Origin of the sequence: Lujinxingia litoralis (assembly GCF_003260125.1) — a bacterium.
Taxonomy (GTDB): domain Bacteria; phylum Myxococcota_A; class Bradymonadia; order Bradymonadales; family Bradymonadaceae; genus Lujinxingia; species Lujinxingia litoralis.
Window position 1 is genome coordinate 243,470 of the sequence record NZ_QHKO01000003.1, and the last position, 23,541, is coordinate 267,010.

Here is a 23,541-nt window from a genome sequence, read left to right on the forward strand (position 1 = left end):
GGGGGATGAGGCTGCTACTTCAGATACGAGCGGATCAGCTCGTTGAGCTCTTCGACGTCTTCATCGCGTTGCTCGGGGGGGAGATCGGCGCCACTGCCGAAGGTCTCGCGCACATGGGACTCCATGACCTGGCGCATTACACCGGTGACCGCGCCGCGAATCGCGGCGATCTGCTGGAGCACCGCACGGCACTCCGTACCCTCTTCCAGGGCGTTTTCCAGCGCCGCGATCTGGCCCTTAACACGCCGCACGCGCGCCAGAACTCGTTTCTTTTCACGTTCGGTATAGGGCATGGTGTCTCTCCAGGGGGTATACTGGGGTATAGTATATAGAAGGTTGTCCCGCTGACAAGGAAGAGAGTCGCGAACTATCCGAGGAGAGCCGGGCATCTGGCCTGGCTATGAACCTTCTGCGGATGGTCTAAAATCCTCGAAGCTGACCCTCGAAGCTGACCCTCGGTTAGTGCAAGGTGTTGAAGATTAAGTGTTTTTTTGTGGAGGTGGTTTTTTGGGGGGGAGGCTCGGAATCTGCTCCGAAGATATCTCGGGAGCTGACCCACGGATGTCTCGGGAGCTGACCTGGGGACGTCACAAAGTCTGCCCCTCGGACGTCCACGGACGTCTCAAAAGGCTGACCCTCGGATGTCCCGATGTCTGACCTTCGGACATCTCAAAATCCGACCTTCGGTCAGGACAAGGTGTTGAATATTTGGTCTTTTATCCGAGACTCGGGTTGCTCTCCGGCGGGCGCAAACACACACCTCGGGAAGTCTTCGTCCTTGGTCTGGGATGACCCAGGGTCCCCCCCCGCTGGTCGCGACTCGGTTAGTCGTGGTCCTCGTCTGAGGGCCACCGCTCCAGCAGATCTGGTCTGCGAGCCCGGGTGCGTGCTTCGGCTTGTTCCCGACGCCACTGGGCAACGCGTCCGTGATCGCCGCTAAGCAGGATCGGGGGCACTTCGTGGCCCCGAAACTCCCGGGGACGCGTGTACTGAGGATATTCCAGCATCGGCGCCGAGAAGCTCTCCTCGGTGATAGACTCCTGATTGCCCAGCACACCGGGAAGCAGGCGAGTCACGGCGTCGATCACGACCATAGCGGCGACCTCACCGCCGGTGAGCACGTAGTCGCCGATCGAGATCTCGCGATCGATCCAGTGCTCGCGTACCCGCTCGTCAACGCCTTCGTAGCGGCCGCACACCAGGATCATGCCCGGGCCCTGGGCCAGCTCTCGAGCGATCTTCTGGGAGAAGGGCTCGCCCTGCGGCGACATCAGAATGCGGGGCACGCCCGGGTGGCGTGCGCGGGCGGCTTCCAGTCCGGCGACCAGAGGCTCGGGTTTCATTACCATCCCGGCGCCACCGCCGTAGGGAACATCATCGCAGGTGCGATGCTTGTCGGTCGTGAAGTCGCGGATGTCAGTGCAACGCACCGAGAAATGTCCCCGCTCAATGGCCTTGCCCGTCAGGCTGATCTGCAGCGGGCTGGTAAAAAAGTCCGGGAAGAGCGTCAGGATTTCGACAGGGTAGGGCGTGCTCACGTCGTCCTCATTCATCGGCCGGGGTCCAGATCTCCAGCGGCTGCAACACAACGGCCGGCGCTTCCACATCCACGTAGCTTACGGCGTGTTCGACGTAAGGCACAAAGAGCTCGCTCCCGTCGTGACGCTTGACCACCAGCACATCGTTGGCGCCGGTCTCAAAGAAGCGGTCGATCGTGCCGATCGCCGGCGCGTCCGCGGCCGGGTCGCCGTCTTCCTCCGCGGCCACGTAGACCGGATAGCCGATGGCCTCAATCAGGTAAAACTCATCGTCATCAAGCTCCGGAAGAAGGTCGAAATCAACCTCCACAATCCCGTGCTTAATCGACTCGGCGCCTTCCCGTCCCTGAATGCCCTTGAACTTCACCATGGCGAATTTGGGGCCCTGGCGATAGCGCTCGATTTTGAGCTCGTGCACCTGGCGTTCGGTGCGAACATACACCGTCAGCCCTTCCTCCAGGATCTCGGAGTCGGCGTTGAAAAGGTAGAGGCGCACATCGCCGTAGACCCCGTGCGGACGGCCGACCTTGGCCAGCTCCACGCGCTCGGTGGATGTCTTACTCATGGTTACGAACTCTCGGTGGGAGCAGGGGGGCCGACTCAGTCGACGATGTCGATGACCACCGGCAGGTGGTTGGGTACCGCCGCGGCTTCGACCAGCGTACGCATCGCGCGGGCGATGCGACCACCCCGACCGATCACGCGGCCGCGGTGACTCTCTTCAACGGCCAGTTCAATACGGAGCTGGTCGCGTAGCGTCTGCCCGCGAACTTCAAACTCCACGTCTTCATCGAGCAGCGAACTCGCCAGAAAGCGTACCAGGTCGACGTAGCTGTTGAGCGCGTCTTCGGGGGTGTGGTTGCTCATCGCAGGAGATCCTTATGCTGGAAATGCAACGAGCCCGTCATAAAAACGGGCTCGTCACGTGTACCTTCGAAGCTCAGAGGTGCTTAGCCCTCTTCGCCTTCGGCTTTGGTTTCGGCGTCGCCTTCGGCGGCCTCACCTTCAGCCGATTCGCCCTGAGCAGCCGCTTCTTCAGCAGCTTTCTTGGCGGCTTCTTCGGCTTTCTTGGCAGCTTCTTCCTCGGCCTTCTTGGCTTCAGCGGCCTTGGCCTCTTCAGCGATCTTGGCGCGAGCAGCTTCCAGAGCTTCTTTCTTGGCCAGCGCGGCGGCTTCCTTGGCGGCCTTCTCGGCACCTTCGGCGGCCAGGTCGATGCCCAGCTCGCCGCGGCGAAGCTTGCGGATCAGCGAACGGACGGTGTCGCTGGGCTGCGCGCCCACGCTCAACCAGTAGTCGACGCGCTCGCCATTGAGGCGAAGGGCGGCCGGCTCCTGCATCGGGTCATAGGTGCCCAGCACCTCAATAAAACGACCATCGCGAGGGGAGCGCTGGTCGGCGGCGACCACGCGGTAGAAGGGGCGCTTCTTGGCGCCGTGGCGTTGAAGTCGAAGTCGGACAGTCATGTGCGTTTCATCTCCGCTTTAATAAAGCTGGTTCGTACTGTGATTTCACTATGATTTCGAGCGCGCGGACCTGCAGCCAACAGTCCACGCATTTAGAGGACCGTGTAAAGGTGTGGCAACTTAAGGCGCTCCTTCGGTGCTGTCAAGAGCCCAGAGGGCCTTGCCAAAGCCGGCGTTCTCACTCGCCGACCGCCGCCGTGATGAGCGCGGCAAGTTCGCCGTTTTCGTGGAGCTGCATCAGGATGTCGGAGCCGCCGACAAATTCCCCGCCGACGTAGACCTGGGGGATGGTCGGCCAGCTGGAAAACTCCTTGATCCCCTGGCGCTTGGCCGGGTCGACCAGGATGTCGACCGCGTAAAAGGGCTTGTTGTAGCTGGCCAGAATCGCCGCGGCGCGCGCCGAAAACCCGCACATCGGCTGCTCGGGCTGCCCCTTCATGTACAGGACGACGGCGTGGTCGGCGACCTCGCGGGCGATCTCCGAGAGGACGTCGCCGCCTTCCTCGCGAGTGCGCGGGCGAGCGGCCTCAACGGACTTCTCCGGGTTAGCCAGGGGGAGAGAGATGGACTTCTTTTCGTCGCTCATAGGGGGTGCCTCGTGGTCCGATAAGTTTAGATGCTGAACGCTTGCGTTGATCCGGGCGTAAAATCCGCCCCTCAAAACGACCGGGGGACCGACTGCATTCCAGTCGGTTAGCCCCGGGCGTCCCACTCCTCGGGAGTGAATACTTCCAGGGTCAGCGCGTGAATCGGGCCTTTCATCTCTTCGGCCAGCGCCTGATAGATCGCCCGATGGCGCGCCACCAGCGTCTTGCCGGCGAAGTGCTCCGAGACCACCACGGCTTTGTAGTGATCCATCGTTCCGGTGAGATCCTGGACCTGAACCCGGGCGTCGGGCAGTGCGGCCTGAATCCGCTCCACGATTGTTTGCGCTTCGATCATATCTGGCCTCGTCTGGCGGCGTCGCTTTCAAAGGGAAAGGGCCCCCGCGCAACGCGTTTGGGAAGGGGGCCGGGACAAAGGCCTATTAGCTGCTCCCGGAGTCCGGCGCAAGCCACCGAGGGTTTGGAGGAGAGTGGGCGAGGCGCCGCCGGCGAGATCTTATTTGGTTCCCGCGCAACGGTGCTTACAGCTGCGCTGGGCCCGGTCCGAGGGACGTCCGGGGGTTTGTCTTGACCCCCAAAAGACCTTCTCACTATAAGGCAGGGCGCTCTTAGAGAGTTGATTTACCGCAACCACTATCAGGAAGGAGTTTCATGGCCACGAAGCGCATTCGAAAGGCTGCCGTCATCGGTTCTGGCGTCATGGGCAGCGGCATCGCCGCACATCTTGCCAACGCCGGCATCGAGGTCTATCTGCTTGATATCGTGCCCTTTAATCCGGGCGAGAAAGACGATGTCAACGACCCGGCGTTCCGCAACAGCATCGCGACCCGCAACAAGGCGCTGCTGGCCAAGACCAAGCCCTCGCCGATCTACAGCAAGCGCGATCTGGATCGGATCACCGTCGGCAACATGGACGACAACCTCGACTGGTTCGCCGAGGTCGACTGGATCGTTGAGGCCGTGCCCGAGACGATGGCGATCAAAAAGGCGACCTTCGATAAGGTCGAAGCCCACGTCAACGACCACGCCATCATCTCCTCGAACACCTCCGGCCTCTCTATTGAGGGCATGCTGGAAGGTCGCTCCGAGAGCTTTAAGAAGCGCTTTATCGTGACGCACTTCTTCAACCCGGTGCGCTACATGAAGCTCCTCGAGCTGGTCGAGGGCCCCGACACCGCGCCGGAAGTTGTGGACGCGATGGTGGAATTCGGCAGCGACGTGCTCGGCAAGGGTATCGTCTTTGGCAAGGACACCACCAACTTCATCGCCAACCGCATCGGCGTGCATGGCATGATGACCATCATGCACCTGATGAAGAAGTACGAGATGAGCATCGAAGGCGTCGATACCGTCTTCGGCAAAGCCATGGGTCGCCCGAAGTCGGCCGTCTTCCGCACCGCCGATATGGTCGGTCTGGATACCTTCGTGCACGTGGCTAAAAACTGCTACGACACGCTCACCGAAGATGAAGAGCGCGAGATCTTCCAGGTTCCCGACTTCATGGGCACCCTGGTCGAGAAGGGCCTCACCGGGCAGAAGGCTGGTGGTGGTTTCTACAAAAAGGGTAAGGGCGGCATCCAGACCCTGGATCTCAACACCCTTGCGTACCGCGACCGCGAAAAGCCCGAGTTTGCCTCCATCGGCAAAGCCAAGGGCGCGCCGGCGCAGCGTATCAAGAAGGTCGTGGTCGACGGCGACGATAAAGCCGCTGAATTCGCCCGCGAAGTCACCCTGCGCTCGCTCGCCTACACCGCGCGCCGCATGGGCGAGATCGCCGACGATGTGGTGAACATCGACCGCGGTATGCGCTGGGGCTTCAACTGGGATCTGGGTCCCTTCGAGACCTGGGACGCCCTGGGTCTTCAGTGGGCCTACGACCAGATGAAGGCGCACGACATTGAAGTTCCCGCCTGGATCGACGAGATGATCGCCTCGGGTGCCGAGAGCTTCTACAAGCAGGACGGAGCCACCGACCTCTACTACGACGTCGCCTCCAAGAGCTACAAGGCGATCGAGCGCAGCGAGAAGGCTATTAGCGTCGGTCTGCTTAAGCGTCAGGGCGCTACCAAGATCCTCGGCAACTCCTCGGCCTCGCTCCACGATATGGGCGACGGCGTGGCGCTGCTTGAGTTCCACACCAAGATGAACGCCATCGATCCTGAGCTCATCGAGATGATGCACCAGGCGATCGACGAAGTTGAGGCTAACTGGGAAGGTCTGGTCATCGGCAACGATGCCACCAACTTCTCGGCCGGTGCCAACCTGGTCCTGGTGTACATGAACGCGCAGTCTGGTCAGTGGGAGCCCATCGAGTCGATGGTCAAGTCCTTCCAGGATGCCAACCAGCGTATGCGTTACAGCTGGAAGCCGGTTGTCTCCGCGCCCAAGGGCCTGACGCTCGGTGGTGGCGCCGAGGTGACCATGGGCGCCAACGCCATTCAGGCGGCCGGCGAACTCTACATGGGCCTGGTGGAAGTCGGCGTGGGTCTGATTCCCGGCGGCGGCGGTAACCTGCAGCTGATGCGTAACGTCTTCGGGCCGCACTCCGACAACAAAGAGTTCGATCCCTTCCCCTTCCTGCGCAAGGTCTTCATGGCCATCGGGATGGGCGAGGTGGCCACGAGCGCCGAAGCTGCCCGGGAGTATGGTTTCCTCAACGCCAGCGATGGCGTGACCATCAACGCCGAGAACCTCCTCTTCGACGCCAAGCAGCGCGTTTTGGGGATGGCCCGTGCCGGCTTTAAGCCGCCGCGCCCCTCTAAGTTCCGTCTGCTCGGTCCGGACGGCGCCGCCACCATCGACATGCTCCTCTACAGCATGCAGGAAAACGGCGTGATCTCGGCCCACGATCGCCTCATCGGGCGTAAGCTCGCCAACGTGCTTTGCGGCGGTGAGACCAACCCCGCGACTCTGGTCGACGAGCAGACGCTGCTCGACCTGGAGCGCGAAGCCTTCATGTCGCTCTGTGGCGAAGAGAAGAGCCAGGCGCGTATGCAGTACATGGTGCTGAACAACAAGCCGCTGCGTAACTAAGCGCGATGGGTCTGCGGCCGGAATGGTCGGCCGCAGACCTCGGTTTGTTTTCCCGAACGAGTACCCCGGCGAGCGCCTCAAGCTGTGATGCCCGCCGAATCAGGAGATATACCTTATGACTTCTCTTCGTGACGTTGTGGTCGCCTCGTATGTGCGCACCCCCTTTACCCGTGCTTACAAAGGCGGCCTCAAAGATACCCGCCCCGACACCATGGCTGCGCTCGTGATCAAAGAAGCGGTCGCCAAGGTGAAAGGTCTTGACCCCGAAGACATTGGTGATGTGGCCATGGGCTGCGCGATGCCGGAGGCTGAGCAGGGCATGAACGTGGCCCGCATCGCCTCGGTGATGGCCGGTCTCCCCAACAGCGTCCCCGGGTTGACCGTCAACCGTTTCTGCTCCTCGGGTGTGCAGACCATCTCGCAGATGGCCGAGCGCATCATGGTGGGAGCGATGGACGTGGCCGTGGCCGGTGGCACCGAGTCGATGACCATGATCCCCATGGGCGGCAACAAGGTCTCGGCCAACCCGCAGACCATGGAAGAGTACCCCGAGATCTACATCCCGATGGGCACCACCGCTGAGAACGTGGCGAGTCGCTTTGAGGTTGCCCGCGAAGATCAGGACGCCTTCGCCCTGGCCAGCCACGAAAAAGCTCTCGCCGCATGGGAAGATGGCTTCCTCGCCGGCGAAGTGCTCCCGGTGAAGACCCAGGTGGTCGGCCCCGACGGCAAGCGCCACGATGTGACCGTTGATAAAGACGATGGTCCGCGTCCGGGCTCCTCGGTGGAAGCCCTGGCGAAGCTGCGCCCGGCCTTCAACCCGAAGGGTAGCGTCACTGCCGGTAACGCCTCGCCGCTCACCGATGGCGCGGCCGCCGTCGTGCTGATGAGCAAAGAGAAAGCCGACGAACTCGGTGTGAAGCCCATGGGCTACTACCGTGCCTTCCAGGTCGCCGGTGTGGACCCGGATATCATGGGTATTGGTCCGGTCCCGGCCATCCGCAAGCTTCTCAAGGCTACCGGCCTGAGCATCGAAGACATCGATCTTTTCGAGATCAACGAGGCGTTCGCCAGCCAGGCTGTTTACTGCGCCCGCGAGTTGGGCGTGGACCCGGCCAAGCTCAACATCCATGGTGGCGCCATCGCCCTGGGTCACCCCCTGGGTGTGAGCGGTACGCGTATGGCCGGAACGCTTCTTCGCTCGCTGGAGAAGACCGGCGGTCGCTACGGCATCGTCTCGATGTGCATCGGTGGTGGCATGGGCGCGGCTGCGCTCTTTGAGCGCGTCGAAGACTGAGGCACATGCCTGAGCCTCACAGCTGCCGTTGAGCGGCGGGAATGAGGTGAAAGCCGAAGCTCGCTGAGCCGGGCCCCGTGAAGGGGCCCGGCTTTTTTGTGCCTGGTAGCCAGCAGGTCCGATAGAAGTCGGAAAGGGGACCGGGGGACGTCGAAAATTCTGACCGAGGGGCGTCGTGCGAGTCCGACCCCGGGACGAGCCGTCTGACCCTCGGTTATCTTAAGTCATGAACGAAATGTCTGACCCTCGGTCGTCTTAAGTTATGGACGAACTGTCTGACCCTGACGAACTGTCTGACCCTCGGTCGTCTTAAGTTGTTGCTAAGTAAGGGGATTTGAGTGTTTGTGTGATTTCGACGAGGAGAGGGGGTGGCGTCGAAAAGTCTGACCTACGGACGTTGGGAGTTCCGACCCTCGTCGGAGTTCCAACCCTCGGTCGTTCTAAGTTGTTGTGAAATAAAGGGTGTTTGAGTCTTTGCGTGTTTCCGGTGAGAGGCATGCCAGGCGCGTAAATGTCCGACTCGGGCCCGTAGAACCGTCCGACCGAGGGACGTCTTAGCGCCAGTAATCTGACACCGCTGCTCACGATGGGCCCTCTCCTTGTGTCGCCTCGCCGCGGCTGGCACCATCCGAGCGTTCGCCGGAGTGCCCGGGCGACGTGGTGGAGGTAAAGTGCTGGCCCCGATGTAGAAGTGCCAATGAGGTAGTCCATGTGAACGAAATGTCTGACCCTCGGTCGGCTTAAGTTATTGCTAAGTAAGGGGATTTGAGTGTTTGTGTGATTTCGACGAGGAGAGGGTGTGGCGTCGAAAAGTCTGACCTACGGACGTTGGGAGTTCCGACCCTCGGTCGTTCTAAGTTGTTGTGAAATAAAGGGTGTTTGAGTCTTTGCGTGTTTCCGGTGAGAGGCATGCCAGGCGCGTAAATGTCCGACTCGGGCCCGTAGAACCGTCCGACCGAGGGACGTCTTAGCGCCAGTAATCTGACACCGCTGCTCACGATGGGCCCTCTCCTTGTGTCGCCTCGCCGCGGCTGGCACCATCCGAGCGTTCGCCGGAGTGCCCGGGCGACGTGGTGGAGGTAAAGTGCTGGCCCCGATGTAGAAGTGCCAATGAGGTAGTCCATGTGGAAGCGGTATGAACTCCTGGCGATTGTTCGCCAATTTATGCTGGGCACCATCGCCATCTGGATTTCTGCTTGCGCGACCGCTCCGGGGGCGGGCGATCCACACCGCGATCTCGTTACTCACCGGCAAGGCTCTCCTGACGGTAAGGAGCACGCGCTGCGAGGTATCGCCAGCTGGTACGGGGATCGATTCCACGGTCGCCAGACCGCCAGTGGGGAACTCTATGATATGGAAGGCTTTACGGCGGCCCATAAGACCTTACCCTTCCACACGATTGTACGGGTGATTGAGCCGGAGAGCCGTCGCTCGGTGGTGGTGCGTATTACGGACCGTGGGCCCTTTATCCAGGGGCGCATCATCGATCTTTCTCGTGCCGCCGCACGCGACCTGGGGATGCTGGAGGCCGGGACGGTCCCGGTGATTCTGCAGATCGAGGCCTGGGGCGACGGCTCGTACGTTTCCAATCCCTGATGCACTTTTCGACCCCGGGGGCCTTCGTGCGTTCTATGCTGCGTCGTCTATCGGGCCAGGCACCCGAACTGGTGTTCGCTCGCCTTCAGACCGTGGGGCTTGTGCGCTCCGCTCGTTTGCTTGCACAGCTGGCTCGGGAGCCCGCGCCAAATCCGGCCGGGATGCCGCCCTGGCTGGAGGAGGTTCTGGCCCGTGCACTGGAGCGCCTCTGCGTACCGGATCACGGTGATCTTCCTGCACCCGCTGAGAGTGGTGCGCTGGAGGCGGCGCTCGGGTTCATCTCCGGGATGCCGCCGGCGACTCGGGAGGAGTTTCAGGCGATGCTGGCCCTGCTGGAGTACTCGCCATATGCGTTCGGGCCACGCCGGCAGAGATTTTCCCGATTGGGGGATGACGATGTGGATCGTCTGCTGGTCACACTGGAGAGCTCTTCGCTCCTCTCGGCGAACGCGATGTTTAAGGCGCTTAAGGCGGCGAGCATGATGGGATACTGGTCGCGCCCCGGGACCTGGGGAGGGATTGGGTACAGCCTGGACGAAAACCCGGGGGTTCCGGAGGACAGACGATGAGCGAGCTTCGGCACCCGCAGCATGATTTACCAGAAGGCATGCGTTCGGCTACCGCAAGTGACGAGGCCATTCGCCTTTCGGCAGACGTTGTGGTGGTGGGGCTGGGCGCTGGCGGATGCATGGCCTTTCATGACCTGGCCCGAGCCGGGGTCGATGTCATCGCCGTAGAGCTGGGCGGCTACTTTCCGCCTGAAGCGATGCGCTGCCGAGAAGAGCTGATGATCCCACAGCTTTTTATGGAGGGCGCTTCCCGGGCCACGGTCGATCAGGCCATCACCGTCATGCAGGGCCGCGGGGTAGGGGGCTCGACCTTGCACAACACCAACCTGTGCAAGCGGCTTCCAGACGAGATTCTGGAGATCTGGAAAGAGCAGGGCGTCGAAGACCTCGATGAGTCCTTGCGCCGCGACTTCGAGACGGTCGAAGAGCTCCTGGGCGTGCATCGGGTCCCGGCTGACCGGGTCAACGCCAACAATCAGGCGTTACTCCGGGGCGCCCGTGCTCTGAACTACCGCCACGGGATACTCGCCCACAACCGTCAGGGATGCCAGCAATCCGGCATGTGCGAGCTCGGTTGCCCGAACAACGGAAAGCAGAACGCCGCCAAGGTGCTTGTTCCGCCGGCGCTTAAGGCGGGCGGGCGAGCGCTGATTCACGCCCGCGTCGATCGTTTGCTCACCCGAGGCTCCCGTATGTGCGGGGTGGCCGGGCACGCCGTCGACCCGCGGACCGGCACCGAGCTTCACCCCTTTGAGGTGCGCGCACAGCGCGTGGTCCTCGGAGCAAGCGCAACCAACTCCGCTTCGCTGGTCATCAGGAGCGGGCTTAAGGACCCGCAGGGCCTGGCCGGCCGCCGGCTTCATATCCACCCCGGGGCCTTTGTCATGGGGGTTTTTGACGAGCGGGTGGATGGATGGAAGGGCGTGCCCCAGTCCGCGGAATGCACCCAGTTTCTGCAGTTCGGACAGGGGGCCCGAGAGCGGGTCTGGCTTGTCTCGGGGTTTGCTCACCCGGGAGCTGCGGCCGGGTTGATGCCCGGGTTTGGCGCCTCTCATGCGGCGATGATGCGCAGCTACCCGCACGTCGCTGCGATCATCGCAATGGTACATGACCACTACAGCGGTCAGGTGCGTCCCCGAGATGGCGAGCGTGTTGGCATTCATTATCGTCCCGACCGCGGAGAGCTGGAGCAGATCGCGTTGGGGCTACGTGAAGCCGCCCGTATCCTCTTTGCAGCCGGGGCCCGGCAGGTGATCTTACCCACATCTCCGCCGCGTGTACTTGATTCTCCTGCCTCCCTCGACGAACTCAGTGCCACCGAACTCGGGCCATTTAATCCCTCTCTGGTCGCTGTGCACCCGATGTCCACGCTCTGGATGGGGCAAGACCCGGCCTCCAGTGTCACCACCAGCCATGGGGCCTATCACCATGTCCGGGGGCTTTTTGTCGCCGACGGCTCGCTCTTTCCGACCTCCATCGGCGGTCCGCCCCAGATTCCCATCTATGCCTTCGGTCGTCGGGTCGCCCGGGCGGTGAGGGAGAGTCTGCCCGCACGCTGAGATGCGCGCATTCACCACGTTAGGGTTCAGGATCGCAGGCTCAGGATGTCTTTCTAAAGCCGCCCGAACTCGCGGACATTAAGCATCAGGGAGAGGAGTAAGTATGCCGACCCTTGGACCGTTTTTCGGGGCCGGGATGCCGACCCCCGAACATGCATTTTTCTTAGATTTCGGTGCCTTCGGCTGACCCAGGGTCAGTTCCTCGACCGACCCCCGGTCAGGTTTTTTTCCAAGATTTCGGCAACTTCGCCTGACCGAGGGTCAGCTCCGACGCCCCGCTCCGCCTGACCCAGGGTCAGCTCCGACGCCCCCGCTCCGCCTGACCGAGGGTCAGCTCCGACGCCCCCGCTCCGCCTGACCGAGGGTCAGCTCCGACGCCCCGCTCCGCCTGACCGAGGGTCAGCTCCGACGCCCCCGCTTCGCCTGACCGAGGGTCAGCTCCGACGCCCCCGCTTCGCCCCCGCTTCGCCCCGCTTCGCCTGACCGAGGGGCAGCTCCGACGCCCCCGCTTCGCCTGCCCCCCCGCTTCGCCTGACCGAGGGTCAGCTCCAACGCCCCCGCTTCGGCTGACCGAGGGTCAGCTCCCCGGCAGGCGAAAGCGACGCCGCTGCGGGTGATCGTCCAGCGTCTCGCGGATCAGACGATCCAGCGCGCCCTCCACCTGGCGGGCATAGGCCTGACATGCCGGTTCCAGGTCGGTGGGGAGCTCGCGGGCTGCGTCAAACTCAGCGGCAATCTCGGGCAGGGGGACGGGCTCGCCGAAGCGGAACACGCAACGCACCGGTCGAGCCACCGGTAAAAACGCCGGCGCGCGCTCCCGGTGATCGCCCAGAAAGCTCACCGGAAAGATCCCGCGGCGGCTCAAGATCGGGAAAATCTCATCGGGGCCCACCGCCGCCACCGGAGTCACCGGGACCCCGGAGCGCAACGCCACATGTGCAAATCCACTGCGATTGCGCCACTGCAGGGTGTAGCGCTGATGCCGGCCCTTGACTGAGTCTGACATGCCTCCGGGGTAGGTCACCACGAGCTGGCCGTTACCCAGCAGAGCAACCCCGCTGGTGCGTGAGCCCGGGACGATGCCCACATCGTGCAGCAACCGCCCCATCACCGGATTGTCGAAGAGGCTGCGCAGCGCCAGGCCACGGGGAACCCGCTCAAACTCGCGCATCAACGCCGGGAAGAGCACGAAGCTGTCGATGCCCAGCAGCGCGTGATTGCCCACCAGAAACGCCGGCCCCTGACGCGGAACATGCTCCACGCCTTCCAGTTGCACATCGAAGTAACGATGCAATGGCGAGAGCGCTCGCCGCACGGCTTTCACGCTCCAACTGTCGATCGGGATGGAGGGTTTCATATCGTCTCGAAGGCTAGTGCCGTTGCGTCATGTTCATAAGGTGTTCGTTTTTGCTGTGTTTCGCTTTTCTTTGTCGTAAATGTCGCTAGGTTTTGTTTGCACTGCTTTTGAATGGCTTTGCTGAACTCTTCCAGAACCCTTTCTAAGGAACGCACATGGCCTCCGACACGTCCGCAACCCGAACGCCGCACCGCTGGATGCGACGCCTTCAGGGCCGCGTGATGCCGGTGGAGTTGGAGCGACGCCTGGCGGACGTCGCGATCCGCAGCGCGTTCGCCGGTCTGGACACATTGGGGTTAATCGACATTGATCTCGGGCGGACTCGCTACCCGGTCAAGATTCAACGCGATCTCAGATATGGCGACCGCGAACACAGCGGGCGCGCCGACTTCTATCGGCCCGACGGTCAACGCCCGCGGGCCATCATTCTCTACATTCACGGCGGCGGCTTCCGCATCGGCTCCAAAGACAGCCACTGGCCCATGCCCTGGATTCTGGCGCGTCATGGCTACGCGGTGCTGGCCATCGACTATCGCCTGGCACCGGAGCATCCCTATCCGGCCGCCGTGGAAGACGCCCGGGCGGCCCGCGTCTGGATGAGCGCGCAGGCCCCCGAGCTGGGCATTGAGAACCTTCCCTGGGTGGTGGCCGGAGAGTCATCCGGGGCGAATGTGGCGCTCGCGCTGGGGCTGGCGCATCTGGTCGCGTCGGATGAGCCCTGGGCCCGGGGCCTCTCCGAGAATTACGCGGCACCCCGGGCGATCATTCCCACCTGTGGCTACCTGCAGGTCTCCAACCCCCGGCGCTTTGAGCATCGCCGTCGGCTCCCCGCGTTTGTAACCGACCGGCTCTACGAGGCTTCCGAGGCCTACCTGCGCACCCGCGACCCCGAGTCCTGCCCGCTGGTCGATCCCCTGGTGGTACTTGAGCAACTGGAGCGGCTCGACGCGGAGTTACCGGCGTTTTTTACCGCAGTGGGCACCGCCGACCCGCTTTTAGACGATACGCGTCGCCTGGAGCGGGCCGCCAATCGCCTGGGGGCACGGATCTGCGCCCACTATTTCACCGGTGAGTTTCACAGCTTTCACGCCTTCCCCTGGCGCCCGGCCAGCCGGACCTACTGGCAGAAGTTGCTGGGCTTTCTCGACGCCATCTGCCCCCCCGAGGGCGGTCGTCGTCCTGATCAACGCTCATCGTCACCGTGCGCATCAAGCCGGGGAGGGTCGACATCGACAAACTCAAAGCGCTCGCCAGCGAAGTTGCGAAAGGTCACGACCTGACCCCATGGCGAGTCGTGGCGGCCTTCAATCTGATCGGGAACCAGTTCGACCTTGCCTCCGCCCCCGGGCAGATCGACCACAAAATGAGGCACGCCCATCCCGCCGATGCGCCCGCGTAAATGATCCATGATCTGCAGACCGGTCGTCAGCGGCGTGCGAAAATGCGAGATCCCCGCGGCCATGTCGCACTGCAACATGTAGTAGGGGCGACATCCCAGGCGCAGCAGTTGGCGGTTGAGCTCCATCACCGTCTCCGGCTGGTCGTTGACGCCGCGCAAGAGCACCATCTGATTGCCAAGCACGCAGCCCGCATCCAGGAGCATCCTCAGCGCCCGGGCGCTCTCCTGGCTGAGTTCGTCCGGGTGATTGAAGTGCGTATGCACAAAGACCGGGCTCGCCGCCCGCAGGATCTCGCATAACTCCGGGGTGATGCGCTGCGGAAGAGTCACCGGGTTACGGGTGCCCAGGCGAATCACTTCCACATGCTCGATGGACCGCAATGCCTCCAGAATCTCGCGCAGACGGGCGTCCGAGAGCGTGAGGGGATCGCCCCCGCTGATCACCACGTCGCGGGCCGTGGGGGTGGTGCGGATGTAATGCAGTCCGGCCTCAATTTGATCGCGGGCCGCAGCCGTGGTCGGATCCGAGACTTTGCGCTTGCGAGTACAATGACGGCAGTACACCGGACAGTGGTGCGACACATAGAAGAGGACCCGGTCGGGATAACGATGCGTGATCCCGGGCACCGGCATATGCGCCTCTTCGGCCAGGGGATCCTCCAGCTCAAAATCGTAGTGGCGGAGTTCGCCAGGCTGGGGAAGTCCCTGCTGGCGCACCGGACAGCCCGGATTGGCCGTGGCCATCAATGCCGCGTAATGCGGTGTCACCGCCACCCGAAAGCGAGCCGCACTTTGCTCAAAGGCCCGGCGTTCGGCATCGCTCAGCGTGAGCACCTCCTCAAAGTGCTCGAGCTTGCGCAGACGGTTCTGATGTTGCCAGTGCCAGCTCTCCCAGCTGGCCCGGTCTACGTCCGAAAAACGCGCCGGGCGCCGCTCATATGAGGAGCGCAGTGAGGGGAGGGGGCCGGGATCAAAGTCGATACGTGTCACGCGCGCACTCCCAGCCAGGCGTTGGGTTTTCCGGCGGGTTCATCACAGAGCTGCACTCGCCCGGCGTCTTCGCCGTAGCGATCGATGAGCGTTCCGCGGCAGGTGCTCCAGGAGCAGAGCGGCCGCGGAAGGCGCATCTCACGTACCAGACTCATGCGGTGGGCTTGCCCCAGCTCGTCGTTAAATCCGAATTCGTAGCGCATCGTCGGCAGCGGCTCCCAGCGCAGCTCAACCGTCCCCTCCAGGGGGGCTTCCCGCACCAGCCCGGGGATCGTGATCGAACCCTCCACGCACCCCTCCATGGGCATCATCGGCGCCGGCCACTGCCCCAGCGTCACCTCCATGTCCAGCGTCAACGAGGTTGCCCGGCGGCTGCCTGTGATCTCACCGAGGCCGCGCTCGGTGAAGCTGTACTGACTCTTGACCCGACCGTCCCGACGCTCCTGGAGCGCTTCGGTGTCAAAGCGCGGCACCCATCCAGCCTGCTGATACCAGCGGATGGTGGGCACGATCCCCTGGCGAAAGTCCGTCCAGACCGGCGCCCAGCCCATCTGGCGCAACTTCTCGGAGACGACTACCGCGTCTTCGCGCACGTAGAACAGGGCGTTGCGATCGAGTCGGGGCCGCAGCGGGCTGCTGAGCCCGTGTTCGCGTTGCACCCGCTTCCACAAGAGCCGCAAGAGCCCGCGCATGCGGCCAAAGGCAAATTCGTTGTCGATCAAGGGGCTGATCATCGCCCAGAAGGTCACCGTGGGCATCGGTACCGAGGGGCCCAGATCGATGCCGTAGCCCTCGGCGATCGAGGTGAGTACTTCGCCAAAACTCAGCGTGGTGTCGTCGCCCACGTTCAGCGTGGTATCGCGCGCGTCGGCATGCTCCAGCGCCACGGCCACCGCGCTGGCGGCATCACCCGCGTGGCACCAGTTGGTGCGGGGGCCTCCGCTTAACCCCGGAAGGTAGCTGGCCAGATCGCGCAACATCGCGACCAGGGTGACCAGCCCCGCGCTCATCTCGGTGCACCCGGGCCCGTAGAGCAGCCCGGGACGCAGGATGGTCAGCGCGGGCCCCTCCTCGTGTTGGGCGCGGAGTCGGCGCAGGAGGTCTTCGGCTTCGACCTTGGTCCGCTCATAGTCATTATAAGGATCGGCGGGCGACTCTTCGGTGCGCACGCCGCGCTCCCCATCGTAGATCGAGGCGCAGCTGATCTGGATCATCTGCTCGACCCCGGCGTCGGCGGCCAGAAGGTAGAGCTGGCGAGGCAACTCGACGTTGTCCAGCATCAGTGCCTGGTAGGGCTCCGAGAGGCTCACGGTAGCCGCGGCGTTGACCAACGCCGTGCACCCCTTCATCAACTCCGCCAGCGAATCGGGCTCATCATCAAGCACGTGCCAGCTGGCCCCGGCGCCCTCGACCAGGCTCTCGCGGCCGGTCTCCGCCAGGCGGCGTCGATCGGCGGCGACCACCTCCCAGCCAGCCTCCGAAAGCGCTGCCACGACATGAACCCCCAGCCCCCCGGCAGCGCCGAGCACCAGAGCGCGCTTTGTTCGTTTGTTCTTGCTTGCCATCGTCGTCTCTTCTCCACGATAAAGTATGGCTTCGCCCCGGCCTTTATGGCTGAATCGCCCCGGGGCGACAAGGTCGGCTCGCGATCGCGGCTTCGCGACGCAGGCACACCGGGTCAAAAGGACTTGAAGTCTCGCCAATTCGGTGTTAGTTCTCCCCGACTCTAAAGGGCCGGTGAAATTCTCCCGCCCCGAAGGCCGGCTCGCCAGGCGCGCTGGTTTCATAGCTTGATACACGGTACGGCCACGGCCTAAAGCACGCGCACACGTCGCGCCTTGAGGCGGCCTTTTGATTTCGAACGATGGAGAAGCATCATGGAATTGCTTAAGAAAATCGCCGCAGCTCACCTGCGTGAAGACCACCCGGACTTCCGCCCTGGCGACACCGTTCGCGTTCACCTGCGTATTCGTGAAGGTGAAAAAGAGCGCGTTCAGGTGTACGAAGGCGTTGTCCTTGGCCGCAGTGGCGCGGGCGTCGAAGAGACCGTCACCGTGCGCAAGATCTCGAACGGCGTCGGCGTGGAGCGTATCTTCCCGGTCCACAGCCCCCGCATCGAAAAGATCGAAGTGGCGGCGATCGGTCGCGTGCGTCGTGCCAAGCTCTACTACCTGCGTGAACTCTCCGGTAAGAAGGCGCGTATTCGCTCCAAGCGCGCGCGCAAGGGCGGCCTTTGAGTTTGCCTTGCTGTCGTAGGTCTTCGGGCCTGCGCAGCGCCTGGTGTCATCCTGCGCCCACGGCGAAAGCCGTGGGCGCAGGCGTTTCTTGGCCCCCTCTCCGCGGGGGTTGTGCCTTTACCCGCTTTGCCTGCCCGGCGTATCATGGCCGCGACCTTGCCAGCGGTGTTCATCCTCGGGACTGTCGAGCCAGCGCATGCAACTTCAGGAGCTAATCTTTCAGGGCCTCCTCGGCCAGAGCCGCCCGGCGCGAATTCGCGTGGAGGAGGCCTTTCAGAGCCTGGAGTTGCCCTCGGGCGTGAGCGCCGCCGACGTCCAGGATCTGGTGGTGCTCTGCCTCTATCCGGCCCAGAGCCGGGAACTCGCCGAGCGCCTCTTTGAGCCGGGCGCCAGCATCAAACTCGCCTGCGCGTTTTCCTTTCGCGGCACGCCCCTTCGTGTGGTGCGACAGGCCCAGGGCGACTCGGTGCGGCTGCAGCGCCGGAGTGCCTCGGGCTACGAAGAGCTCGCCAGGGGCGCCTCCCAGGTCCAGCGGGCGCTTCAGGAGAAGCTGAATCTGCCCGACCTGGCCACCTTTTACACCGTGCATCTGTGGCGCTTTGACTTCGATGTGGAAGCGGTCATCAACGCCGCGAACTTTGGTGATGATCCGCGCATCCCGGAACTCGCCGAACTCTACCTGACCTCGCTGGAGGTCGAGTCCCTCGAAGATCAGATCAAAGAGTTGGAACTTCGCGTCGATGAAGGACAGCGGGCGTTAGGTGAGGGGGCTGAACTCGAAGAAAAGCTCTCCCGGGCCCATGAGCGTCTGGCCGAGGTGGAGCTCGCCGAGCTCAGCGACGGGGAGCTCGAACTTCTGCGTGAGCGCGACGCTCGGATGGACGACTACGACACGCAGCTCGGCAGGTTGCAGGCGCAACAGGATACCGAGCGTCGTCAGATCGAACTCTCCGTACCCGATTCTCCCACCCAAATGCCGCTCTTCTGGGGCGCGGTGGCCCTGGCGCTGACCGCGTTCATCGCCAGTTTTGTGTTCCATCAGACGCACCGAATTCTGGCCCTGGGAAGCATTCCCGGGCTGGCGCTGGGGGCGTTTGTCCTGCTGCGCTATTACAACAACCTGAGCAAGGCCAGTGTGCACCAGGTGCGCCTGGACTCCATCCGTCGTCGCATCTCTCAGGTGCGCGAAGATCAGATCATGCTCCTGGAGCGTGTCGAGCACATCCTGCTCCACGCCGGTGTGGAGCGTGAAGAAGAGCTTCAGACACGCATTCCCATGGCGCAGAAGTTGCGCGACGTGATTGAACGCATTGAAAAGCAGCTGGAAACCGTACGCACTAACCCCGAGTACCGGCGAGCGCGCCGGGAGCTGGACTCCCTTCAGGCGGAGCTTACTGAAACGCGGAGTCGACGCGCCGAGCTGCCTGCCTTTGTGATGAACTCGTTTCAGCTGGAAAATGACCTGCAGACGCTGGGCGCCGATCCGGTGGAAATTCGTACGATGGCCGACCAGAAACAGGCCGCGGCACAGGCGGAAGACCTGCCTCAGGAGCCGCTGGAGATGCTCCGGTGGGTCGCCGAGAAAGGCGGGCTCTGGGCGCAGGGCCAGCTTGATGCAGGCACGCAGGCGATGTGGTCAAAGGTCTGCAGCCACGTGCTCTCGGAGCGATTCAACGGTGTAGCGCTCTCGGCGCAGGGGCAGCTTCAGGTTGAAGCGCTCACTGGTGAGCAGCTCGAACTCTGGCAGCGCACACGGTCGGCGGAGGTCCAGGTGGTGATCTGCGCGCTGGCGCTGGCGCTCTTTGTCAGTACAAGTCGTCGGGGCACGGGGGGGCTGGAGTCGGTCTGGATCAGCGATCCCGCCCAACGGATGACCCCCTCGCACGCCGGGCGCTTCGCTTCGGTCTTTAAAAGCGCGGCACGTCAGGCGCAGATCGCGATTATGGGAGCAAACGCATGAGTCAGCAGTTCCTTTTTACGGCCTCGGAGCCCCGCATCGGTGAGCTTGAGGAGCTGATGCGCTCGCGAGGGCATCTCCACATCATTGGCGTGGATGAGGCCGGACGCGGGCCCCTGGCCGGTCCGGTGCATGCCGCGGCGTACTGGTGGTCGTTGGAGCCCGGTCAGGAGGCGCGTTGGTCGGGGCTTAACGACTCCAAAAAAATGCGTGAAAGTCAGCGCGAGGCACTCTTTGATGCTCTCTGCGCCGAGCCCGCCCGTTTCGAGCTGGCCACCAGCAGCGCCGAGCGGATCGACGCGATCAACATCCTTCAGGCCACCTTCGAGGCGATGCGTTCCGCAGTGGAAACGCTCGTCCGACAACGGGGGCAGCGCCCGGATCTGGTGGTGGTTGATGGCAATATGATCATCCCGGAGTTGGACCTACCGCAGCAGGCCATCGTCAAAGGAGACGGACGAAGCCTGGCGATCGCGGCGGCCAGCGTGATCGCTAAGGTCTCCCGCGATCGTGTGATGCGTCAGGCCGAAGAGCGGTGGCCCGGATATGGTTTCTCCGGTCATAAGGGCTACGGGACCGCCGCCCACCGAGAGGCCATTGCCACGCTGGGGCCGACTCCGCTTCACCGAAAGAGCTTTAAAGGGGTGCGAGAACACCTTGAAAAAAGTCTCGAGTAACCCTTGTCGCACGGGAACGGGTGTTCAGTTTGTGCGTGCGAGAGCGTTTCGTCGGCATCGCGAGTCATCTGACTGAGAGCAGGGGAGGGGGGGCGATGAATGCAGGGCAATGTGATTGGATCCACACCGGAGATCGCGAGCAACTCGGCGCGGCCGGTGAAGACCTGGCCAGACGTCATCTGGAGCGCAGCGGCTGGACCATCGAAGCCCAGAATGTGCGCTTCCGTCATGGCGAGCTCGATCTTGTCGCCTGCCAGGAGCTTGCGTGTGGCGAGCTCCTGGTGGCTTTTATCGAGGTGAAGAGCAGGCGTCGCTGCGACCGCTATAGCCCGGCGCTGGCCGTTGGCTTTCGCAAGCGCCGCACCATCGCTCGCCTGGCTCAAGAGTACATCCGAGCGCGGGGGCGTAGGCAAGCGCGCTACCGCTTCGACGTCATCACCGTGGACTACAGTTCTCGGCCGGCGTCGCTGCAGCATATCCAGGGGGCCTTTGACGCTTCGGGCAACACCTGCTGAGAGGCCGACAGGACGCCGCGTTTAGGGGCTGGGGTCGTCAGCGCCCGGGTGTGGGTTCGGCGAGGAGGTGGCGTCTTCGGCAATGTCCTCTCGGGCGGCGGCTTCACGATCGCGGAGTGTGCCTTCAAAGGGCATTCGGGAGAGCGAAGACCAAACTGCCTGACGCGCCAGGTAGGTGGTCGGATCGATCTCTGCTCCCTCTTCGTCGAGCGTCGACGGGGCCCCTTCGATCAACAACACCAGTTCGCCCCACCGCTCCACATAGACGCGGTGTCCGTCGGTCTCGGGTCCGTGACGCAGACACCACGACTCGCCATGGGTGCCGGTCTGGTGGCTTGTGCTGGTGCCGTAGCGGGCTTCGGCAATCTGAGCCTGATACTGCGCGAACTCCCGAGCGTCGTCTTCGCTCTCCCAGCTGCTGACATGCACGGCAACAACCTGGTCTTGCTCGTTTCGGTAGCCCAGGAGGCGGTCACCACGCCAGCCCTCGGCGGCGGGGCCGGGCTCCGGAAGATGTGTATAGACATCGGCGTGCGTGGCCAACCAGGACCGGAGCTGCAGTTCACCGAGCACCGAATCAAACATCGGTTCATATTCGGCCAGTGCTTCCGAGGCATCGAAGCGCACATCCAGCGGAAGTTCACCGGCGAAGTAGCGTTCCGGGTGGAGGATCTGCGAGGTTGAGACGGGGGCATTGGTGTAGATGGCGTCGACGTCGGTCCAGGTGCGGTTGGCACGGGCGCGTAGCACAAAACGCATGCCTTCGACGTAGGGAAAGAGCAGCAGATCGCGCACGATTCGCGGGGCGCTTCCCAGGACCGAGTCAGTCAATGAGGGCACGCCATCGGTGTTGACCCCGATCATCGCCGAGCCGCCTAGTTGCTCGGCGGCAGCCAGCTGTTCGGTATCCATCTCCAGAAGCATCGCGGCGATCATGGGGATGTCGGCTGCGCTCAACGCGCGTCCGGCGGGAAGCGTCTTCTCCTCATAGAGCACGTAGTCGATCATGAGCACCGTGGCATCCCCCTCGATCAGGGCCATGCGGGCCAGGGCAAAATCGCCGTTCTCTTGGGAGGAGAAGGGGGCGAGCAAGGCGCCAATATCAAAATGCTGATCCTGGATGGCGTGGAAGATCTCGTGGGCCATGGCCGAGTGCTGGAGCTGCTCGGGGAGGCCCACCATAATGTAGAGCTCTTTGGCGCTCTGATCGTAGAATCCGGCGATCTGCTCGGTAAGCAGGTCGAGCATCAGCTGACGGTAGTTCACCTCCGGGCCGAAGAGTCCCAGACGTTTAAACATCTGTTCCTCGGCCACGAAGATCGCCTCTGGGATCTCGTCGTGGAGCTGCTCAATGAGCATCGTGCGCAGCTCTTCGCGGTCTTTGACCCCGCGGGGAATCTCATTCAGGAGCGGCAAACCGCGAATTCGGGAAACCTGCTCGGCGATCGAGTCGGCCGCGTCGAGTAGCGCCTGGTCCCGGGCTTCTTCGCCGGCCAGGGGCTCCGGTGGAGAGGTCTCCTGGGCGAAGGCGGGCGCCACCGCAGTGGCCAAAAACAGAGCCACCACACACATCATCCATAAGCGTCGAAGGGCCATCAAAACAGACTCCTGCGTAAGGTTCGCCCCGGTGGTCTGGTGTCTCGGGGGGAACTCCATCGTGCGAAACAATCTCAGTCGGCACTCATCCTAGCGTCCGCCGGCGTTCGGGCCAACGGTACCCCGGGCGCGCTCCAGCTTCACTAAAAGTTTCGGTCTTGAAATTGACGCCCTCTCGGAATAAAGCTAAAGCCCTCCACAAATGATCCCGCTACGTTCGTTTTTTTCCGTTCTTAGCGGGGGTCGGCCTGGGCCGACATTGGCGGGCGGCGATGTGCGTTGCCTGCGCTTGTATGAACCCCGACACCGTTAAGGAGTTACCATGCTGAACAAGATCCTTGTTGCTTTCTTCGCCCTGGGTATGGCTTTCACCACCGCTTGCTCCGGCGGCGAAGCGACCCCCGATGAGGCTCCGGCCGAAACCACCGTGACCGAAGAGGCCGCCGTGGAAGAAGAAGCCGAAGAAGAAGTGGTCGCTGAAGAAGCCACCGAAGAAGTTGCCGAAGAAGAAGCCACCGAAGAAGTGGTCGCTGAAGAAGGCACCGAAGAAGAAGCCACCGAAGAAGTGGCGACCGACGAAGCGCCTGCCGAAGACGCGATGTAAGTTCGCGACGCTGAGACGCATGGCCTTCGGGTCGCGTTTAAGGCATAAGGCCGCCATGCATGTTGCGTGGCGGCCTTTTTTGTCGCGGCGATCGCGGCACATCCCGCAACATCTCCCGCCTTGACGCGCCCTCTGGGGCGAAGGCATCCTTACCCCGAATTCGGTTCGACCCCATCGATTTGGAGGAGTGACGTGAAATCGCGATCGGCACACGTGGTCCGGCTTGTCGGCGTGTTCGTTCTGGCTCTTTGGTTTAGCGGCTGTACCGACGATCTGTATGCTGCGTGCACCATCGATCCGGATGACCCAAACTTAAGTGCGTGCGTACAGGGCGGTGGCGGTGACTCCCAGGCCAGCTGCGTGGACAAAGAGCAGCTGCAATGCCAGACCCGCACCTGCGGCAAGTACCAGGGAAGCGAGCCCTTCTGTACGATCGAATGTAGTAGCGACGAGGACTGTCCTGACGGCGTCTGTCGCGAGTTTGTGATGCTCAGTGGTGTGAGCCACTGCGTCTCCAACACCGTTGTTCAGTGAAGTGAGTCGCGCCGC

23 protein-coding genes are annotated in these 23,541 nt (G+C 62.9%); 12 read left to right on the forward strand and 11 right to left on the reverse strand.

Annotation, left to right across the window (positions count from 1 at the left end; translation table 11 throughout):
* Positions 1 to 14: 14 nt before the first annotated feature.
* From DL240_RS08375 to DL240_RS08405, 7 genes are all read right to left on the reverse strand, one after another.
* The gene (locus DL240_RS08375; protein ID WP_111729430.1) at positions 15 to 293 is read right to left on the reverse strand and encodes a metal/formaldehyde-sensitive transcriptional repressor; all 279 of its coding nucleotides are present in this window, start codon (positions 291 to 293) and stop codon (positions 15 to 17) included.
* Between the two features lie 531 nt (positions 294 to 824).
* Positions 825 to 1,538 (reverse strand): tRNA (guanosine(37)-N1)-methyltransferase TrmD, encoded by a 714-nt coding sequence (gene trmD, locus DL240_RS08380; protein ID WP_111729668.1) that lies wholly within the window; start codon positions 1,536 to 1,538, stop codon positions 825 to 827.
* 7 nt (positions 1,539 to 1,545) lie between these two features.
* Positions 1,546 to 2,103, reverse strand: coding sequence for a ribosome maturation factor RimM (gene rimM, locus DL240_RS08385; protein WP_111729431.1), 558 nt, complete (start codon positions 2,101 to 2,103; stop codon positions 1,546 to 1,548).
* Between the two features lie 35 nt (positions 2,104 to 2,138).
* A complete protein-coding gene (locus tag DL240_RS08390) occupies positions 2,139 to 2,405 on the reverse strand; it encodes a KH domain-containing protein (protein ID WP_111729432.1) in 267 nt (88 codons plus the stop codon).
* Between the two features lie 83 nt (positions 2,406 to 2,488).
* Complete coding sequence (gene rpsP, locus DL240_RS20880; RefSeq protein ID WP_111729433.1) at positions 2,489 to 3,001, reverse strand: 30S ribosomal protein S16; 513 nt, start codon at positions 2,999 to 3,001, stop codon at positions 2,489 to 2,491.
* A 178-nt stretch (positions 3,002 to 3,179) separates the two neighbouring features.
* Entirely contained in the window at positions 3,180 to 3,587 is a 408-nt protein-coding gene (grxD, locus tag DL240_RS08400; RefSeq protein WP_111729434.1) for a Grx4 family monothiol glutaredoxin, read from the reverse strand.
* Positions 3,588 to 3,694: 107 nt separating this feature from the next.
* Positions 3,695 to 3,943, reverse strand: a complete 249-nt coding sequence (locus tag DL240_RS08405; RefSeq protein ID WP_111729435.1) for a BolA family protein — start codon at positions 3,941 to 3,943, stop codon at positions 3,695 to 3,697.
* Between the two features lie 314 nt (positions 3,944 to 4,257).
* Between DL240_RS08405 and DL240_RS08410 the strand changes: the two genes are divergently transcribed.
* The 5 genes from DL240_RS08410 to DL240_RS08430 all read left to right on the forward strand — a co-directional run bounded on the left by DL240_RS08410 (position 4,258) and on the right by DL240_RS08430 (position 11,660).
* Positions 4,258 to 6,639 carry a 3-hydroxyacyl-CoA dehydrogenase/enoyl-CoA hydratase family protein gene (locus DL240_RS08410; RefSeq protein WP_111729436.1) on the forward strand — a complete coding sequence of 794 codons (2,382 nt, stop codon included), beginning with the start codon at positions 4,258 to 4,260 and terminating at the stop codon, positions 6,637 to 6,639.
* 115 nt (positions 6,640 to 6,754) lie between these two features.
* Positions 6,755 to 7,936 (forward strand): thiolase family protein, encoded by a 1,182-nt coding sequence (locus DL240_RS08415; RefSeq protein WP_111729437.1) that lies wholly within the window; start codon positions 6,755 to 6,757, stop codon positions 7,934 to 7,936.
* Positions 7,937 to 9,058: 1,122 nt separating this feature from the next.
* On the forward strand, positions 9,059 to 9,532 hold the full coding sequence (locus tag DL240_RS08420) for a septal ring lytic transglycosylase RlpA family protein (RefSeq protein ID WP_199589772.1): 474 nt from the start codon (positions 9,059 to 9,061) through the stop codon (positions 9,530 to 9,532).
* A gap of 35 nt (positions 9,533 to 9,567) precedes the next feature.
* Complete coding sequence (locus tag DL240_RS08425; RefSeq protein ID WP_146618187.1) at positions 9,568 to 10,101, forward strand: hypothetical protein; 534 nt, start codon at positions 9,568 to 9,570, stop codon at positions 10,099 to 10,101.
* Positions 10,098 to 11,660 carry a GMC family oxidoreductase N-terminal domain-containing protein gene (locus DL240_RS08430; RefSeq protein ID WP_111729439.1) on the forward strand — a complete coding sequence of 521 codons (1,563 nt, stop codon included), beginning with the start codon at positions 10,098 to 10,100 and terminating at the stop codon, positions 11,658 to 11,660. The genes DL240_RS08425 and DL240_RS08430 overlap by 4 nt, the downstream gene beginning before the upstream one ends.
* Before the next feature lie 577 nt (positions 11,661 to 12,237).
* Here DL240_RS08430 and DL240_RS08435 read toward each other — a convergent pair.
* Positions 12,238 to 13,017 carry a lysophospholipid acyltransferase family protein gene (locus tag DL240_RS08435; protein WP_111729440.1) on the reverse strand — a complete coding sequence of 260 codons (780 nt, stop codon included), beginning with the start codon at positions 13,015 to 13,017 and terminating at the stop codon, positions 12,238 to 12,240.
* Positions 13,018 to 13,172: 155 nt separating this feature from the next.
* Between DL240_RS08435 and DL240_RS08440 the strand changes: the two genes are divergently transcribed.
* The gene (locus tag DL240_RS08440) at positions 13,173 to 14,297 is read left to right on the forward strand and encodes an alpha/beta hydrolase (protein ID WP_111729441.1); all 1,125 of its coding nucleotides are present in this window, start codon (positions 13,173 to 13,175) and stop codon (positions 14,295 to 14,297) included.
* Here DL240_RS08440 and DL240_RS08445 read toward each other — a convergent pair.
* Entirely contained in the window at positions 14,201 to 15,406 is a 1,206-nt protein-coding gene (locus tag DL240_RS08445) for a KamA family radical SAM protein (protein WP_199589773.1), read from the reverse strand. The two genes, DL240_RS08440 and DL240_RS08445, sit on opposite strands and share 97 nt — an antisense overlap.
* Entirely contained in the window at positions 15,403 to 16,971 is a 1,569-nt protein-coding gene (locus tag DL240_RS08450) for an NAD-dependent epimerase/dehydratase family protein (RefSeq protein ID WP_158542443.1), read from the reverse strand. Before DL240_RS08450 ends, DL240_RS08445 begins: the two co-directional genes overlap by 4 nt.
* A 312-nt stretch (positions 16,972 to 17,283) precedes the next feature.
* Between DL240_RS08450 and rplS the strand changes: the two genes are divergently transcribed.
* The 4 genes from rplS (at position 17,284) to DL240_RS08470 (ending at position 20,792) form a co-directional block, all read left to right on the forward strand.
* Entirely contained in the window at positions 17,284 to 17,643 is a 360-nt protein-coding gene (gene rplS, locus DL240_RS08455) for a 50S ribosomal protein L19 (RefSeq protein ID WP_111729444.1), read from the forward strand.
* A gap of 196 nt (positions 17,644 to 17,839) precedes the next feature.
* Complete coding sequence (locus DL240_RS08460) at positions 17,840 to 19,603, forward strand: coiled-coil domain-containing protein (RefSeq protein WP_111729445.1); 1,764 nt, start codon at positions 17,840 to 17,842, stop codon at positions 19,601 to 19,603.
* Positions 19,600 to 20,277, forward strand: coding sequence for a ribonuclease HII (gene rnhB, locus DL240_RS08465; RefSeq protein ID WP_111729446.1), 678 nt, complete (start codon positions 19,600 to 19,602; stop codon positions 20,275 to 20,277). The genes DL240_RS08460 and rnhB overlap by 4 nt, the downstream gene beginning before the upstream one ends.
* Before the next feature lie 95 nt (positions 20,278 to 20,372).
* Positions 20,373 to 20,792, forward strand: a complete 420-nt coding sequence (locus DL240_RS08470; RefSeq protein ID WP_111729447.1) for a YraN family protein — start codon at positions 20,373 to 20,375, stop codon at positions 20,790 to 20,792.
* Positions 20,793 to 20,813: 21 nt separating this feature from the next.
* Here the strand turns inward: DL240_RS08470 and DL240_RS08475 are convergent, their stop codons facing one another.
* On the reverse strand, positions 20,814 to 22,388 hold the full coding sequence (locus DL240_RS08475) for a hypothetical protein (protein WP_146618188.1): 1,575 nt from the start codon (positions 22,386 to 22,388) through the stop codon (positions 20,814 to 20,816).
* 322 nt (positions 22,389 to 22,710) lie between these two features.
* On the opposite strand from DL240_RS08475, the gene DL240_RS08480 reads away from it, so the two are divergent.
* Positions 22,711 to 22,992: a hypothetical protein gene (locus tag DL240_RS08480; RefSeq protein ID WP_111729449.1), complete on the forward strand. Its 282-nt coding sequence runs from the start codon at positions 22,711 to 22,713 to the stop codon at positions 22,990 to 22,992.
* 192 nt (positions 22,993 to 23,184) lie between these two features.
* On the forward strand, positions 23,185 to 23,526 hold the full coding sequence (locus DL240_RS08485) for a hypothetical protein (RefSeq protein ID WP_146618189.1): 342 nt from the start codon (positions 23,185 to 23,187) through the stop codon (positions 23,524 to 23,526).
* Positions 23,527 to 23,541: the final 15 nt, after the last annotated feature.

Coding starts and splice junctions, on each gene's coding strand:
- DL240_RS08470 (WP_111729447.1), top strand. CDS start 20,373: ATGAATGCAGGGCAATGTGATTGGATCCACACCGGAGATCGCGAGCAA.
- DL240_RS08405 (WP_111729435.1), bottom strand. CDS start 3,943: ATGATCGAAGCGCAAACAATCGTGGAGCGGATTCAGGCCGCACTGCCC.
- rplS (WP_111729444.1), top strand. CDS start 17,284: ATGGAATTGCTTAAGAAAATCGCCGCAGCTCACCTGCGTGAAGACCAC.
- DL240_RS08475 (WP_146618188.1), bottom strand. CDS start 22,388: ATGGCCCTTCGACGCTTATGGATGATGTGTGTGGTGGCTCTGTTTTTG.
- DL240_RS08415 (WP_111729437.1), top strand. CDS start 6,755: ATGACTTCTCTTCGTGACGTTGTGGTCGCCTCGTATGTGCGCACCCCC.
- rnhB (WP_111729446.1), top strand. CDS start 19,600: ATGAGTCAGCAGTTCCTTTTTACGGCCTCGGAGCCCCGCATCGGTGAG.
- DL240_RS08425 (WP_146618187.1), top strand. CDS start 9,568: ATGCTGCGTCGTCTATCGGGCCAGGCACCCGAACTGGTGTTCGCTCGC.
- DL240_RS08375 (WP_111729430.1), bottom strand. CDS start 293: ATGCCCTATACCGAACGTGAAAAGAAACGAGTTCTGGCGCGCGTGCGG.
- rimM (WP_111729431.1), bottom strand. CDS start 2,103: ATGAGTAAGACATCCACCGAGCGCGTGGAGCTGGCCAAGGTCGGCCGT.
- DL240_RS08420 (WP_199589772.1), top strand. CDS start 9,059: ATGTGGAAGCGGTATGAACTCCTGGCGATTGTTCGCCAATTTATGCTG.
- grxD (WP_111729434.1), bottom strand. CDS start 3,587: ATGAGCGACGAAAAGAAGTCCATCTCTCTCCCCCTGGCTAACCCGGAG.
- DL240_RS08435 (WP_111729440.1), bottom strand. CDS start 13,017: ATGAAACCCTCCATCCCGATCGACAGTTGGAGCGTGAAAGCCGTGCGG.
- DL240_RS08410 (WP_111729436.1), top strand. CDS start 4,258: ATGGCCACGAAGCGCATTCGAAAGGCTGCCGTCATCGGTTCTGGCGTC.
- rpsP (WP_111729433.1), bottom strand. CDS start 3,001: ATGACTGTCCGACTTCGACTTCAACGCCACGGCGCCAAGAAGCGCCCC.
- DL240_RS08460 (WP_111729445.1), top strand. CDS start 17,840: ATGCAACTTCAGGAGCTAATCTTTCAGGGCCTCCTCGGCCAGAGCCGC.
- DL240_RS08440 (WP_111729441.1), top strand. CDS start 13,173: ATGGCCTCCGACACGTCCGCAACCCGAACGCCGCACCGCTGGATGCGA.
- DL240_RS08390 (WP_111729432.1), bottom strand. CDS start 2,405: ATGAGCAACCACACCCCCGAAGACGCGCTCAACAGCTACGTCGACCTG.
- DL240_RS08450 (WP_158542443.1), bottom strand. CDS start 16,971: ATGGCAAGCAAGAACAAACGAACAAAGCGCGCTCTGGTGCTCGGCGCT.
- DL240_RS08480 (WP_111729449.1), top strand. CDS start 22,711: ATGCTGAACAAGATCCTTGTTGCTTTCTTCGCCCTGGGTATGGCTTTC.
- DL240_RS08430 (WP_111729439.1), top strand. CDS start 10,098: ATGAGCGAGCTTCGGCACCCGCAGCATGATTTACCAGAAGGCATGCGT.